This window comes from Cupriavidus sp. FW305-3-2-15-C-LB2 (assembly GCF_058787575.1).
In genome coordinates, this window is record NZ_JBYSZW010000002.1 from 68,746 (window position 1) to 83,024 (window position 14,279).

Annotated in this window: 12 protein-coding genes and 1 pseudogene; 10 read left to right on the forward strand and 3 right to left on the reverse strand. The window is 64.5% G+C overall.

Features of this window, described 5'->3' with window-relative positions:
* The first annotated feature begins 384 nt into the window (after window positions 1-384).
* The 4 genes from oxc to AC3WRR_RS02335 all read left to right on the forward strand — a co-directional run bounded on the left by oxc (window position 385) and on the right by AC3WRR_RS02335 (window position 5,867).
* A complete protein-coding gene (gene oxc / locus AC3WRR_RS02320; protein WP_010810216.1) occupies window positions 385-2,124 on the forward strand; it encodes an oxalyl-CoA decarboxylase in 1,740 nt (579 codons plus the stop codon).
* A gap of 42 nt (window positions 2,125-2,166) precedes the next feature.
* Window positions 2,167-3,417 carry a formyl-CoA transferase gene (gene frc / locus AC3WRR_RS02325; RefSeq protein WP_010810215.1) on the forward strand — a complete coding sequence of 417 codons (1,251 nt, stop codon included), beginning with the start codon at window positions 2,167-2,169 and terminating at the stop codon, window positions 3,415-3,417.
* 155 nt (window positions 3,418-3,572) lie between these two features.
* Window positions 3,573-4,010 (forward strand): PAS domain-containing protein, encoded by a 438-nt coding sequence (locus tag AC3WRR_RS02330; RefSeq protein ID WP_011617422.1) that lies wholly within the window; start codon window positions 3,573-3,575, stop codon window positions 4,008-4,010.
* A gap of 279 nt (window positions 4,011-4,289) precedes the next feature.
* Complete coding sequence (locus AC3WRR_RS02335) at window positions 4,290-5,867, forward strand: AMP-binding protein (RefSeq protein ID WP_058696478.1); 1,578 nt, start codon at window positions 4,290-4,292, stop codon at window positions 5,865-5,867.
* A gap of 6 nt (window positions 5,868-5,873) precedes the next feature.
* Here the strand turns inward: AC3WRR_RS02335 and AC3WRR_RS02340 are convergent, their stop codons facing one another.
* On the reverse strand, window positions 5,874-6,479 hold the full coding sequence (locus AC3WRR_RS02340) for a TetR/AcrR family transcriptional regulator (protein WP_010810212.1): 606 nt from the start codon (window positions 6,477-6,479) through the stop codon (window positions 5,874-5,876).
* A 273-nt stretch (window positions 6,480-6,752) separates the two neighbouring features.
* Here AC3WRR_RS02340 and AC3WRR_RS02345 point away from each other — a divergent pair.
* Window positions 6,753-7,030: pseudogene (locus AC3WRR_RS02345) on the forward strand (type II toxin-antitoxin system RelE/ParE family toxin).
* Between the two features lie 11 nt (window positions 7,031-7,041).
* Window positions 7,042-7,359: a HigA family addiction module antitoxin gene (locus tag AC3WRR_RS02350; RefSeq protein ID WP_010810210.1), complete on the forward strand. Its 318-nt coding sequence runs from the start codon at window positions 7,042-7,044 to the stop codon at window positions 7,357-7,359.
* Between the two features lie 65 nt (window positions 7,360-7,424).
* On the opposite strand, the gene AC3WRR_RS02355 is transcribed toward AC3WRR_RS02350, so the two are convergent.
* Window positions 7,425-7,730 carry an HAD family hydrolase gene (locus AC3WRR_RS02355; RefSeq protein ID WP_010810209.1) on the reverse strand — a complete coding sequence of 102 codons (306 nt, stop codon included), beginning with the start codon at window positions 7,728-7,730 and terminating at the stop codon, window positions 7,425-7,427.
* 104 nt (window positions 7,731-7,834) lie between these two features.
* Window positions 7,835-8,776: a LysR family transcriptional regulator gene (locus AC3WRR_RS02360; RefSeq protein WP_010810208.1), complete on the reverse strand. Its 942-nt coding sequence runs from the start codon at window positions 8,774-8,776 to the stop codon at window positions 7,835-7,837.
* A gap of 318 nt (window positions 8,777-9,094) precedes the next feature.
* Here AC3WRR_RS02360 and AC3WRR_RS02365 point away from each other — a divergent pair, with 318 nt between their 5' ends.
* The 4 genes from AC3WRR_RS02365 (at window position 9,095) to AC3WRR_RS02380 (ending at window position 14,273) form a co-directional block, all read left to right on the forward strand.
* Entirely contained in the window at window positions 9,095-10,018 is a 924-nt protein-coding gene (locus AC3WRR_RS02365; RefSeq protein WP_010810207.1) for a LysR family transcriptional regulator, read from the forward strand.
* A gap of 147 nt (window positions 10,019-10,165) precedes the next feature.
* The gene (locus AC3WRR_RS02370) at window positions 10,166-10,384 is read left to right on the forward strand and encodes a hypothetical protein (RefSeq protein WP_010810206.1); all 219 of its coding nucleotides are present in this window, start codon (window positions 10,166-10,168) and stop codon (window positions 10,382-10,384) included.
* Window positions 10,385-11,063: 679 nt separating this feature from the next.
* Window positions 11,064-12,383 carry an oxalate/formate MFS antiporter gene (gene oxlT, locus AC3WRR_RS02375; RefSeq protein WP_010810205.1) on the forward strand — a complete coding sequence of 440 codons (1,320 nt, stop codon included), beginning with the start codon at window positions 11,064-11,066 and terminating at the stop codon, window positions 12,381-12,383.
* Window positions 12,384-12,563: 180 nt separating this feature from the next.
* Window positions 12,564-14,273, forward strand: coding sequence for an NADH-ubiquinone oxidoreductase-F iron-sulfur binding region domain-containing protein (locus AC3WRR_RS02380; RefSeq protein ID WP_492296132.1), 1,710 nt, complete (start codon window positions 12,564-12,566; stop codon window positions 14,271-14,273).
* Window positions 14,274-14,279: the final 6 nt, after the last annotated feature.

Sequence of the window (14,279 nt, forward strand, 5' to 3'; positions counted from 1 at the left end):
TTCGACATGGCCCGGAAATCTGTGCCGATTGCGCATGAATCGCGTGCTTTCAGAAATTACGCTGATTTAGCCGTAGTTGCCTGCAAAATTGCTGCGCCGCATCGACGAAACTTGAAGGGCTAGGGAAATTCTTCTTGCTTCGTTCTGATATATCACATACCGTATGTCATCAAGATCGAGTGAAACGATCGGGCGCCGCAAGGCATACGGGTAGCAACAGCGAAGGGCGAGAAGGCGAGAGTGCCCCGCCCCGTAAAGAGTTCAACGAGGAGACCAAGACATGTCCGAAGTCGTCGAAGCCAAGCGGGTCGGGAGCACCACGCGGAAGACACCCTGAATTAGAAGAATTCCAACCCCAGTCAATTTGTATAGAAGGAATCAACCATGGCAGAAGTCGGAAACGAACTGCAGCGTCACGCCACGGAAGAACATCAGGCACAAACCGATGGTTTTCATCTGGTCATCGACGCGCTGAAGCTGAACGGCATCGAGAACATCTACGGTCTGCCCGGCATTCCGGTCACCGATCTGGCCCGTCTGGCACAGGCCAACGGCATGCGCGTCATCAGCTTCCGTCACGAGCAGAACGCAGGCAACGCAGCAGCGATTGCCGGCTTTCTCACCCAAAAGCCGGGCGTTTGCCTGACCGTTTCTGCGCCGGGCTTCCTGAACGGGCTGACGGCGCTGGCGCATGCGACCACCAACTGCTTCCCGATGATCCTGATCAGCGGCTCGAGCGAGCGCGAGATCGTCGATTTGCAGCAGGGTGACTACGAAGAGATGGACCAGCTGGCCATCGCCCGTCCGCACGCCAAGGCTGCCTTCCGCGTGCTGCACGCTGAAGACATTGGTGTCGGGATTGCGCGTGCCATTCGTGCCGCCGTGTCGGGCCGTCCGGGCGGTGTGTACCTGGACCTGCCGGCCAAGCTGCTGGGCCAGTCGATGGAAGCCGAGAAGGGCCGCAAGTCGCTGATCAAGGTGGTGGATCCGGCCCCGCGCCAACTGCCTGCACCGGACTCGATCGACCGTGCCGTCGCGCTGCTGAAGAGCGCCAAGCGCCCGCTGATCCTGCTGGGCAAGGGTGCCGCGTACGCACGCGCCGAAGCGGATATCCGCACGCTGGTCGAGAAGACGGGCATTCCGTACCTGCCGATGTCGATGGCCAAGGGCCTGCTGCCCGATACGCATCCGCAATCGGCCTCGGCCGCACGCTCGTATGTGCTGGCTGAAGCTGACGTGGTGTTGCTGGTCGGCGCCCGCCTGAACTGGCTGCTGTCGCATGGCAAGGGCAAGACCTGGGGCAAGCCGAAGCAATTCATCCAGATCGACATCGCGGCGACCGAGATGGACAGCAACGTCGCCATCGCCGCGCCGGTAGTGGGTGACATTGGTTCGTGCGTGTCGGCGATCCTCGACAAGGTCGGCAATGACTTTGCCAAGCCGGGCGCCGAGTGGCTGAACGCGGTGGCCGACCGCAGGGACACGAACCTGGCGAAGATGGCCGAGACCCTGGCCAGGTCCAAGGATGTCTCGCCGATGAACTTCCACGGCGCGCTGAACGTGCTGAAGGATGTGGTCAAGGCCAACCCGGGCATCTCGTTCGTCAACGAAGGCGCCAACACGCTGGACTACGCCCGTGCCGTGATCGACATGTACGAGCCGCGCAAGCGCCTGGACGTAGGCACCTGGGGCGTGATGGGCGTGGGCATGGGCTACGCGGTCGCCGCGGCGGTCGAGACCAGCAAGCCGGTGCTGGCGCTGTGCGGTGACAGTGCGTTCGGTTTCTCGGGCATGGAAGTCGAGACGATCTGCCGTTACAACCTGCCGGTCTGCATCGTCATTTTCAACAACAACGGCGTCTACAAGGGCATCGACGTGAATCCGACCGGCGGCAAGGATCCGGCGGTCACGACGTTCGTCCCGGGCGCGCGCTACGACAAGATGATGGAAGCGTTCGGTGGCGTCGGCCGCAACGTCACCACGCCGGCGGAACTCGAGGCTGCGGTGAACGAAGCCCTGCGCTCGGGCAAGCCCACGCTGGTCAACGCTGTCATCGATCCGGCTGCTGGCACGGAAAGCGGTCGTCTGACCAATCTGAATCCGCAAAGCTCGGCCAAGAAGTAATTCACCCGAATTTCACCCCTCTGATCCAATAGGAGAACGAAAGTGAACCTACCACTCAACGGCATCAAGATCATCGACTTCACGCACGTCCAGGCCGGTCCCGCCTGCACGCAGCTTCTCGCGTGGTTCGGTGCGGACGTGATCAAGGTCGAGCGCCCCGGTTCCGGCGACGTGACGCGCACCCAGCTGCGCGACATCCCGGATGTCGATGCCCTGTACTTCACCATGCTCAACAGCAACAAGCGCAGCCTGACGCTGGATACCAAGAAGCCGGAAGGCAAGAAGATCCTGGAGCAGCTGATCCGCGAGTCGGACGTGCTGGTCGAGAACTTCGGCCCGGGCGCGCTGGACCGCATGGGGTTCTCGTGGGAACGCATCAACGAACTGAACCCGAAGATGATCGTGGCTTCGGTCAAGGGCTTCAGCGACGGCCACCACTATGAAGACCTGAAGGTCTACGAGAACGTGGCCCAGTGCGCCGGCGGCGCGGCCTCGACCACCGGCTTCTGGGATGGCCCGCCGACGGTGTCCGCCGCGGCGCTGGGCGATTCCAACACCGGCATGCACCTGGCCATCGGCATCCTCACCGCGCTGATCGGCCGCGACAAGACCGGCAAGGGCCAGAAGGTGGCTGTGTCGATGCAGGATGCGGTGCTGAACCTGTGCCGGGTCAAGCTGCGCGACCAGCAGCGCCTGGACCGCCTGGGCTACCTGGAGGAGTACCCGCAGTATCCGCACGGCAGCTTCAGCGACGTGGTGCCGCGCGGCGGCAACGCGGGCGGCGGCGGCCAGCCGGGCTGGGTGCTGAAGTGCAAGGGGTGGGAAACCGACCCCAACGCCTATATCTACTTCACCATCCAGGGCCATGCCTGGGAGCCGATCTGCAAGGCGCTGGGCAAGCCGGAATGGATTTCCGATCCCAACTACGCCACCGCCAAGGCTCGCCAGCCGCATATCTTCGATATCTTCAACACCATCGAGGAATGGCTGGCCGACAAGACCAAGTACGAGGCCGTGGACATCCTGCGCAAGTTCGACATCCCGTGCTCGCCGGTGCTGTCGATGAAGGAAATCGCCGCCGATCCGTCGCTGCGCGCCAGCGGCAGCATCACCGAGGTGCCGCACAAGGAGCGCGGTACCTACCTGACGGTGGGCAGCCCGATCAAGTTCTCCGACCTCAAGCCGGAGATCACCGGGTCGCCACTGCTGGGCGAGCATAGCGAAGAGGTGCTGGCCGGCCTGGGCTACGGCGCGGACGACATCAAGCGCCTGCGCGAGTCCCAGGTGATCTGACGCTGCCCGCCGGCACTTGTGGCCGGAGTGTACGCCGGGGTCTCGCGCATAGCGGGCCCCGGCGTTTTTGCTTGCAGCGTGGCCATGTGGCACGCTACCTTGATGGCCATGACAGGCTGGCGCCGACCGGCCCTGGGAATAACGAGGGAATCCCCATGACAGACCAGATCGATTACGCGCAACTGGTGTCCGCCATCGGCGACGCCATCATCATCTCCGACGCCAAGGGCGCCATCACGCTATGGAATCCCGCCGCCGAGCGCATGTTCGGCTTTACCCAGGCCGAGGCCATGGGCAAGTCGCTCGACCTGATCATCCCTGAGCGCCTGCGCGGGCGGCACTGGGAGGGCTACGGCAAGACCATGGCGACCGGCATCACGCGCTACGGCCACGACCTGCTCAAGGTGCCCGCGGTCGACAAGGACGGCAAGGCCATGTCGATCGCCTTCACCGTGGCGCTGCTCAAGGATGATGCGGGCGCCATCACCGGCATCGTCGCCGTGATCCGCGACGAGACCGTGCGCTTCCAGGAGGAGCGGGCGCTGAAGAAGCGGCTGGTGGAGCTGGAAAACCAGGTCAAGGAACAGGCCTGAGGCGCGTGCCATTTCCGTGATCCCGGACCAGCCGCGCAGCGCGTCGGCCCGGTGGCCAGGCCTGGTCCTGGCCGTTTCCTGTTTGCGCGGCGGCCCCGGCCGGGGCCGCCGCGCAGGTCTCGATTGTCCCCCGAGTTTTCCCGAATAGGTGGCCGGCATGCACTTCCAGCGCCGCTTTGGCGTAGCCGATCGTGGTCTTTTCGGTACCAAAAGCGTTGACTGAGTACCGAATGCCTCCTACATTGGGAGCCCTGACAAAGACAGATCCGAGGAGACAACATGAGCCGTCAAGCTTCGGCCGCTGCGGTAGTCCATGGCGGCGCTACGGTGGGCCAGCTCTATGCGGCCGCGCTGCGTGCCAGGCCCGGCGTGCCCGCCATCGTCGGCGACGACACCACGCTGAGCTATGAGGCGCTCGCGCGGCAGTGCGCGCGCGTCGCGCGGCTGTTTGCCGCCCGCGGCCTGGCGCGCCAGGATGCCGTGGCCTTCCTGGTGGGCAACCGCGCCGAAGCGGTCGCCGCCATCATCGCCGCGCAGCTGGCCGGGCTGAAGAATGTGTCGCTGCATCCGATGGCATCGGAAGCGGATCACGCCTTCGTGCTGCAGGATGCCGGGGTGCGGGCGCTGGTGGTGGACAACGCCCGCTTCACCGAGCGCGCGCGCGTGCTGGCAGCTGGCGCCGGCCTGCAGGTCCTGCCGCTGGACGATGGCGAGTTCGGGCCTGGCCTGGCCAATGCGGCGGCTGCGTTCGATGACACGCCCGTGGTTCCCGGCGACGACCCCACGGAAATCAGCCGGCTGGCCTATACCGGCGGCACCACTGGCCGTTCCAAGGGCATCCTGCATACGCACCGGACCACGGTGACGGTGCTGCAGTACATGCTGGCCAGCTACGAATGGCCGGCGCAGATCCGCTACCTGGTGACCACGCCGATCTCGCATGCGTCCGGCAGCCTGTTCCTGCCGACGCTGCTGCGCGGCGGCACCATCTACCTGTGCGACAAGTTCAGTCCCGCCGATTTCCTGCGACGCGTGGCCGAACAACGGATCAACCTGACCTTTTTGGTGCCCACGCAGATCTATGGCCTGCTCGATTGCGACGGGCTGGACACGGCCGACCTGTCCAGCCTGGAGCTGGTGCTCTACGGCGCGGCGCCGATCGCGCCGGTGCGTCTCGCTGACGCGCTGCGCCGCATCGGCCCGGTGTTCGGACAGGTCTACGGCCAGGCTGAAGTGCCGATGTGCATCAGCTACCTGAGCCAGCGCGACCACGATCCGGACAACCCCGAGCGCCTGCGCTCGTGCGGCAAGGTGATCCCGGGCAACCAGGTCAAGCTGCTGGACCCCGACCTGCGTGAAGTCGCGCCGGGCGAGGTGGGCGAGCTGTGCGTGCGCGGTCCGCTGGTGATGGAAGGCTACCTGAACCGGCCCGAGGAAGACGCCAAGGTCTTTGCCGGCGACTGGCTGCATACCGGCGACATGGCCCGTTGCGACAGCGAGGGCTTCCTGTACATCGTCGACCGCGCCAAGGACATGATCATCAGCGGCGGCTTCAACGTGTACCCGAGCGAGGTGGAGCATTGCCTGGCGCTGCACCCGGCCATCGCCATGTCCGCGGTGATCGGCATCCCCGACCCCAAGTGGGGCGAGGCGGTCACCGCCGTGGTCGTGGCACGGCCCGGTGCCGCGCTTACCGAGGCCGACGTGATCGGCCACGTGACGCAGCACAAGGGCGTGGTCAATGCGCCCAAGCAGGTGGTGTTCGTGGATGAGCTGCCGCTGACCGCGCTGGGCAAGATCGACCGCAAGGCCATCCGCGGCCGCTACTGGGGCGGCCAGGAGAGGCAGGTGGCCTGAGCGCGGTTACCTTCCGGCGTGCGGCTGGGACGAGCGCGCGCCGGTGTCCGCGCGGCACAGCAGGCCGTTCAGGATGATCTCGTAGAACTCGCTGAAGGCATCGCCGATCTTCAGGCCGGTTTCCTTCAGGAACTGCTGGTTGCGCAGCCGGTGCGCGGCGCCCAGGATCGCTTCGGAAACCAGCCGCGGATTGTGCGGCGCCATCAGCCCTTGCCGCATGCCTGCCTCGAGCAGGCTCTCAAGCCCGCGCACGCGCGCCAGCTGGTAGTCGTCGAATGCCGCCCGGCCGCTGTCGATCGCATCCAGGTCCGCCAGCGCGGCCTTGCTCAGTCCCGATGTGTTGAGCGCGGCATGCAGGTAGGCGGACACTGCCCGCGCCGCATCGCTTTCGCGGCGCGCCGCGGCAAAGCCCCTTTCCAGGTTGTCAGCGAGCACGTCGCGGCAGATGCCGACGAACAGCGCTTCCTTGGTCGGCGCGATCTCGTACAGGCGCCGCCGTGAGCAGCGCATGCGTCGGGCAATCTCGCCGATGGTCAGCGACGACACGCCTTCGGTGCTCAGCAGCCGGGTCAGTTCGTGGGCAAATTCTTCGTCGGTGCGTCGAGTCGGCATGAAACGGGTGGCAAGCCGGGCAAGTGGCGGGCGCGTGAGTGTTGATGCCGAATCTTACGACGACTGCGCCCGGGCCGGCATGGCAATGGATCCATGCCGGCCGGCACATCGCCAGCTCCCCCAGGCGCGGAATGAGTAATGGCTCAAAAGCAGCCGCCGACTGGTTTCCCAGTGCGCTTCAGGTGATAGAGTCCGTCCCCGGCAACGCAAGCAAGCTTCTAACGCTTGTATAGTGTATCTATACGCTATACATTCTTTGCTACCTGGAAATCGATGATCAAGAGTTTCGCCCATGCGGGCCTCAAACGTTTCTTCGAGACTGGCTCCAAGGCGCGAATCCAGCCGCATCACGCGCAGAGATTGCGCAATCAGCTCGGTGCGCTGGATCACGCCACGAGACCCCGGGACATGGGGGTGCCAGGTTGGAAGCTGCATCAACTGGGCGGCGACATGTCCGGCCCTGGTCTGTCAGCGTCAATGGCAACTGGCGGCTGACATTCATGTTCGACGGCATCGACGTCATCGTCGTCGATTACCAGGACTACCACTGAAGGACTTCATCATGACGCGCATGCACAACCCGCCGCACCCCGGCGCGGTGCTGGCCGATTGGCTCGCTGGCATGGACGATATGACCATTACGGCGTTCGCCGCGCACATCAGCGTGACGCGCGCAACGCTCTCGCGCATCCTGAATGGTCATGCATCGATCACGCCGGATATTGCCATTCGCCTGGAAGAAGCCCTGGGCGCGAGCCGCGAGATGTGGAGCGGCATGCAGATGGCATACGACCTCTGGGTCGCGGCGCAAAGGCCGCGCAAGCGCATCAAACGGCTGCCCCGCCCCGCAGGCAAGGCTGCGGAGGCCGATCTCGCCTGAGGGACATGCGGGCCACGCAAAAAGGCGAGGCCGCTCGCGCGCCTCGCCGTGAACCGAGCGGCCCTTCAGTTGAGATGACCGACCGCGCGCAGGTATTCGTTCTTCTTCTCGAAGATCAGCGCGCTCAGAAAGGCGGCGTCATAGGCGGCCAGCAAGTGCGCGTGGTGTTCTTCGATATAGCGGGCCACGCGCGCCTTCTCGCATTCGATGCCGCACAGCCATTCATACATCTCGGCGTCCCAGCGGAAGCGCAGGCCCAGCTCGATAAACGCGGCGTTGTAGGCGGCGAGCTGGGTGTCGCGCGGAATGGGTTGGTTATCGGTGCCGACCGTGATGGCAGCCTGGCTGCTTTCCTGCTGGACCTGGTTCATGCTCGTCTCCTCAGATGCGCTGTAGCGGTTGGGTTGAGACAAGCATAGGGACCGCGGATGATTTACGATAATTAAAGTTTCATAGCGAAACCATAATCAATTGTTTATGCATTCTGACTGATCAAACCTTCCACCCCGGTAATCCGCTCGATCAGTCCCGCGCCTTCCTCCATCAGGAACTGCTTGAACGCCAGCGCCACCGGTGGCAGCCGCTTGTTCTTGCGGTGCACCACATACCAGTTGAGCATCACCGGGAAGCCCTCGATGTCCAGCACCGCGAGCTTGCCGGCCTGCAATTCCAGGCCGACCGTGTGCGCCGACAGGAAGGCGATGCCCATATTGGCGATCACGGCCTGCTTGATGGTCTCGGTGCTCTTGATCTCCATCGCGATGCGCATGTTCGACAGACGCCCGGCAAAGCCCTCCTGCATTGAATTCCAGGTATCCGAGCCTTTCTCGCGTGAAACGAAGGCTTCATCAGCCAGCTCGGCCAGCGGGATATTGCGCTGTCCGACCAGCGGGTGGGTGGGCGCAGCCACGATGACATAGGGATGGGGGGCGAAGGCCTCGTTGATGGTGTCCATGCCTTCGGGCGGACGCACCATCACCGCCAGGTCGGTCAGGTTGCCGGCCAGCTGGTGCAGCAATTCCTCGCGGTTATGCACGGCAAGGTTCAGCGTCACGCCTTCATGGCGGTTCATGAACTCGGCCAGCAGGCGCGGAAAGAAATAGTCGCCGGCGCTGATCACCGCCACGTTGAGCCGGCCGCCGGAGATGCCCTTGAGCTGGGACATGGCGTCTTCGGCCTCGCGGAACTGCTGGATGATGCTGCGGCTGTAATGCAGCATCTCGTGGCCCGCCGGGGTCAGGTAGATCTTCTTGCCCAACTGCTCGAACAGGGGCAGCCCCACGTGGTGCTCCAGCTGCCGCACCTGGGTCGATACCGCGGGCTGCGTCAGGTGCAGTTCCTCGGCAGCGCGTGAAAAGCTCATATGGCGGGCAACGGTCTCAAAGACCTTCAACTGCCGCAGTGTGGCGTTCCTCATCCTCGTCCCGTGCAATATATAAACGATTGGCTATATAAACGATAAAAAACTTTATGCAGTGCTGATCTTAGATTCAAGTAGCATCAATCGTCGGATTTGCCTGCCCCGCCCCGAATCCGGCTCTCCGGCTTGCGCCAGGAGCCCGCCAATGGCCACAAGCATGGCCGATAGCAACGATGGCTGCCTACAGCCACGACAAAAAATACACAAGGAGACTACCGTGACCGGACTGAATGCAACGGTGCGTGCAACGCGGCACCCCGCCATGCCTGAAGAGACCCGTCGCAGCCACGCCGGTGCGGGGCAGGGGGGCAGGTCGTGAATATCTCGCTCCCCCAACTGAAGGCCTTCGCCGCAGTGGCGCGGCACAAGAGCTTTACGCGTGCCTCGGTTGAGCTGGGCCTGACGCAATCCGCGGTCAGCCGCAGCGTGCGTGAACTGGAAGATGAGATCGACCAGCGCCTGTTCGACCGTACCACGCGCCAGGTGGAACTGACCGATGCCGGCCAGCACCTGTCGCAGCGCATCTGCCACCTGATCGAAGAGGTCGAGCAGACCCTGCGCGACAGCCAGAGCGCCAGCCGTCCGTGCCAGGGCCTGGTGCAGATCGCTTCGGATCCGGTGCTCAGCTCGATGTCGGTGCCGACCTGGCTGGCCGGCTGCCGGCAAGCGTGGCCGGCGATTGCCATCCACCTGAAGGACCGCTCGCAGGAGTCGGTGCTGCAAAGCGTGCGCAGCGGCGAGGTGGACTTCGGCATTGCCACCGATCCGAAGCCAACCGACGACCTCTATTGTGAACCGCTGTGCGTCGATGCCTACCACGCCGTCCTGCCCGCCCAGCACCCGCTGGCGATGCGCGACGCGGTAGGGTGGGGCGACCTGAGCGATGCCCGCGTGCTGGCCCTGGACCAGCAGTGCGGCATGCAGCCCGCGGTGGAGAAGGCGCTCAGCAGCTATCACGTGCGCGCGGGCTCGCTGCAGTTGCTCGGCCACTTTGCCGCAGTGTTCGGCATGGTGGCGCTGGGCCTTGGCATCGGCGTGGTGCCGTCGCGTGCCCAGGTGGGCGGCATGAATCCGGCGGCGGTGATGCGGCCGCTGCGTCCGCAGGTGACTTCCACGGTGATGCTGGTTCGGCGCAAGAGCCGCTCGCTCAAGCCCAATGCCGCGGCAATCTGGGATGCCTTGCGTGGCCAGGAATATCAGGAGTCGCCGGTGGTGCATCGAAAAACCACCATGGTGTGAGGCAATCGGCTCATCAGGGGGCATGGGGCGGGCATTCGTTGTATTAGTGCAAAACTTCTATTGATATATCACATACAGGATATTTACACATAGTGCGGTGCAGCATATAATGAAAACTCCTGATCACAACGCTATTGGAGTTTTCAAATGGAAGTCGCTCTTCTCTTCGCTCTTGGCCTGGGCCTGATTGCTGCCGGTGCCGGCGTGACCACGCTGCTGGCCACGCGCCTGCCGATGGACGTGCTGGTGACCGCGCAGGAGCACGGTCGCTTTGCCGGCCTGGGCTCGAACCAGGAAGGCGATGGCGTGGGCCGTGCCAGCCCGTCGCGCATCGTGCCCGCTGCCGGTGAACTGGCCTACGCGTAATGCGCGCCGGCGCCATGCGCCATCGCGCTGAACCGCGCAACCAGCAAGGGTTGTAGCGGCCGGCACCCCTTGTGGCAGTACCTCGGTTGACACCTGATCTGCGGCATTCGCCGCGAGCCAGGGCAGGGTTCTGCACGAACCTGCGGCCGCCACCATCTTCCTCCCCGATCGCTGCCAGCGATCGCCCTGCACGACCCCTCTTCCTGCGCCCCGGTTCCAGGCCGGCAGGCTCCCTGCTGTGTCTTTAACGCCGCTTCCGGCGTCGTTCCCAAGCCATACGCGCGTCACCAGACATTAATGTATGCATCTAGGGACTTTCCCCAATTCATCGTTTTCCCGATTTTTCCGGGGCGCGATCCCCGGCATTCTTGCGGATGCCATCAGTCGGCCGATTAATGTGCCGATGCATGGCAACTGCTTGATTTCCAACGACTCCGGATGCTGTCGGACCGGCCATTGATGCAGTGTGCGCACCAGTCGCACTGCAGCAACGGCCACCCAGGCGTCACTCACCGCGATCCCATGCTGCAGAGCCGCGACGAATACGCTTGACTTACCTGATATATCACATACCGTATAGCACTAGAACGGCTCAGCTGTTCTTTGACTGAGAGTCACGCAGAGGCGTCTACAGGCGCCCATCTTCCACCTTGGCGGCACGCCGCTATAAGGAGACATCATGGAATTGCAGCAGAGGGAGTCCACGTCGCGCTTTGCGTCGCCGTGGGTGCAACTGGTATTCGGCGTGATCTGCATGGCGATGATCGCCAACATGCAATACGGCTGGACGCTGTTCGTCAACCCGATCGACGACAAGTACCACTGGGGCCGCACCGCGATCCAGGTGGCCTTCACCATCTTCGTCGTGACGGAAACCTGGCTGGTCCCGATTGAAGGCTATCTGGTCGACAAGTACGGCCCGCGTCCGGTAGTGGTGGGCGGCGGCCTGCTGTGCGCCATTGCCTGGGCCCTGAACTCGGTGGCGTCCTCGCTGCCCATGCTTTACTTCGCGGCGGCGATCGGCGGCCTGGGCGCGGGCGCTGTGTATGGCACCTGCGTGGGCAACGCGCTGAAATGGTTTCCCAATCGCCGGGGCCTGGCAGCGGGGATTACCGCAGCCGGTTTCGGCGCGGGCTCGGCGCTGACCGTGGTGCCCATTGCCAACATGATCAAGACTTCGGGCTATGAGGCTGCGTTCCTGTGGTTCGGTCTTGGCCAGGGCCTGATCGTGTTCATCCTGGGCATGGCCCTGTACCCGCCGTCGGCCAAGATCCTGAGCGAGGTCAAGTCCACGCTGAAGGCTGCCGCAACCTACAACGCTTCGCCGCGCGAGGTGCTGAAGTCGCCGATCTTCTGGGTCATGTACGCGATGTTCGTGATGATGGCCGCCGGCGGCCTGATGGCCACCGCCCAGCTCGGCCCGATCGCCAAGGACTTCGGCCTGCACGACGCCCCGATCTCGATCCTCGGCCTGACCTTGCCGGCGCTGACCTTCGCACTGACCATCGACCGCGTGCTCAATGGCCTGACGCGCCCGTTCTTCGGCTGGATCTCCGATCATATCGGCCGTGAACGCACCATGTTCTTTGCCTTCGGGGTCGAGGCCATCGGCATCCTGCTGCTGTCCAAGTACGGCCACCATCCGGTTGCCTTCGTGGTGCTGACAGGCGTGGTGTTCTTTGCCTGGGGTGAGATCTACAGCCTGTTCCCTGCCACCTGCGGCGACACCTTCGGGCCGAAGTTTGCCGCCACCAACGCGGGCCTGCTGTACACCGCCAAGGGCACGGCCGCGCTGCTGGTGCCGTTCTCCAGCGTGATCACCACTGCCACCGGCAGCTGGCATGCGGTCTTCATGGTGGCCTCCGGCATGGCGGCATTGACCGCGGTGATGGCGCTGTTCGTGCTCAAGCCGATGCGCGAGGCCCATGCCCGCAAGTATGTGCATGCCAATGCCTCGGCACCGATGGGCTACCGTACCGTGCCGGAAGACCTGACCTGATGAAGAAAGCAGTACGGCGCCTCCGGCGCCGGCAGGATCCGGACGTGGCGGCTGCGATGCGTGCACAGGCGCCGCGCCCGGTAGCACAATACGAAAAATAGAAAGAGCGACAGGGAGGCGGCCCGCCGGGCGCCTTCCTGATCGCACATCGGATACCCACAAACAGAATCCAGGCACGCCATGAACCAGGTTGTCATTCCTCTCGAGGCGACGGGGCTCGGCCGGCAGCGCAAGCGCCGCCAGCCCAAGGGCCGGCAGGTAGACGCGGCCGCGCTGGCCGAAGTGCGCGTGGCGCTGGGCGACATGCCCCGCCGGCGCGACTTGCTGATCGAACACCTGCACTGCATCAACGACCGCTACGGCCAGCTGGCGATGCCGCACCTGGTGGCGCTGGCCAGCGAACTGCGGCTGTCGATGACCGAGGTCTATGAAGTCGCCACCTTCTACCACCACTTCGACGTGGTACGCGAGGACGCCGACGGCCAGATCGCACCGCCGCCGGCGTTGACCGTGCGCGTATGCGAAGGCATTGCCTGCGAGCTGGCGGGCGCACAGGCGCTGATCGACAAGCTGCCCGCGCTGCTCGGCACTGAAGTGCGCGTGGTGGCCGCGCCCTGCATCGGCCGCTGCGAGAAGGCGCCCGCGGCGCTGGTCGGGCAGAATCCGGTCGACACCGCCACGGCCGACGCCATCGACGCCGCCGTGCAGGCAAAGGCCGTGCGCCATGCGCCCGAGCCCTATATCGGCTACGACGCTTACCGGAAGGACGGCGGCTATGCCTTGCTGAAGTCCCTCGCCAGCGGCGACCTGGATCCGGCCGCCGTGCTGTGCACGATGGAGGACTCCGGCCTGCGCGGCCTGGGCGGCGCAGGCTTCCCGACCGGGCGCAAATGGCGCATCGTGCAGAACGAGCCCGCGCCCCGGCTGATGGCCATCAACATCGACGAGGGCGAGCCCGGCACCTTCAAGGACCGCGTCTACCTGGAACGCGATCCGCACCGTTTCCTGGAAGGCATGCTGATCGCGGCGACGGTGGTCAACGTGTCAGCGATCTATATCTACCTGCGCGACGAATACGCCGGCTGCCGCGAGCTGCTGGCGGAAGAACTGCAGCGGCTGCAGCAAGACCCGCCAATCCCCGGCCTGCCGACGATCGAACTGCGCCGCGGCGCGGGCGCCTATATCTGCGGCGAAGAGTCGGCCATGATCGAGTCGATCGAAGGCAAGCGCGGCATGCCGCGGCTGCGCCCGCCCTATGTGGCGCAGGTGGGCCTGTTCGGACGGCCCACGCTGGAACACAACTTCGAGACCCTGTACTGGGTGCGCGACATCATCGAGAAGGGCGCCGAGTGGTTTGCCTCGCAGGGGCGCAACGGGCGCAAGGGCCTGCGCTCGTTCTCGGTCTCGGGCCGCGTGAAACGCCCCGGCGTGCACCTGGCACCGGCCGGCATTACCGTGCGCGAGCTGATCGATGAATACTGCGGCGGCATGCTCGACGGCCATGCGTTCTACGGCTACCTGCCGGGTGGCGCCTCGGGCGGCATCCTGCCGGCGTCGATGGGCAATATCCCGCTGGACTTCGACACGCTGCAGCCCTACGGCTGCTTTATCGGCTCGGCCGCGGTGGTGATCCTGTCCGACCAGGACAGCGCCACGCAGGCAGCGCGCAACCTGATGCACTTCTTCAAGCACGAGTCCTGCGGGCAATGCACACCGTGCCGCACCGGCACCGCCAAGACGCTCGACCTGATCCGCCAGCCGAAGTGGGACCTGTCGGCGCTGGATGACCTGTCCGCGGTGATGCGCGATGCATCGATCTGCGGGCTGGGGCAGGCCGCGCCCAATCCCGTCGACTGCGTCATCAAGTACTTCCCGCACGAACTGGCCTGAGAGACT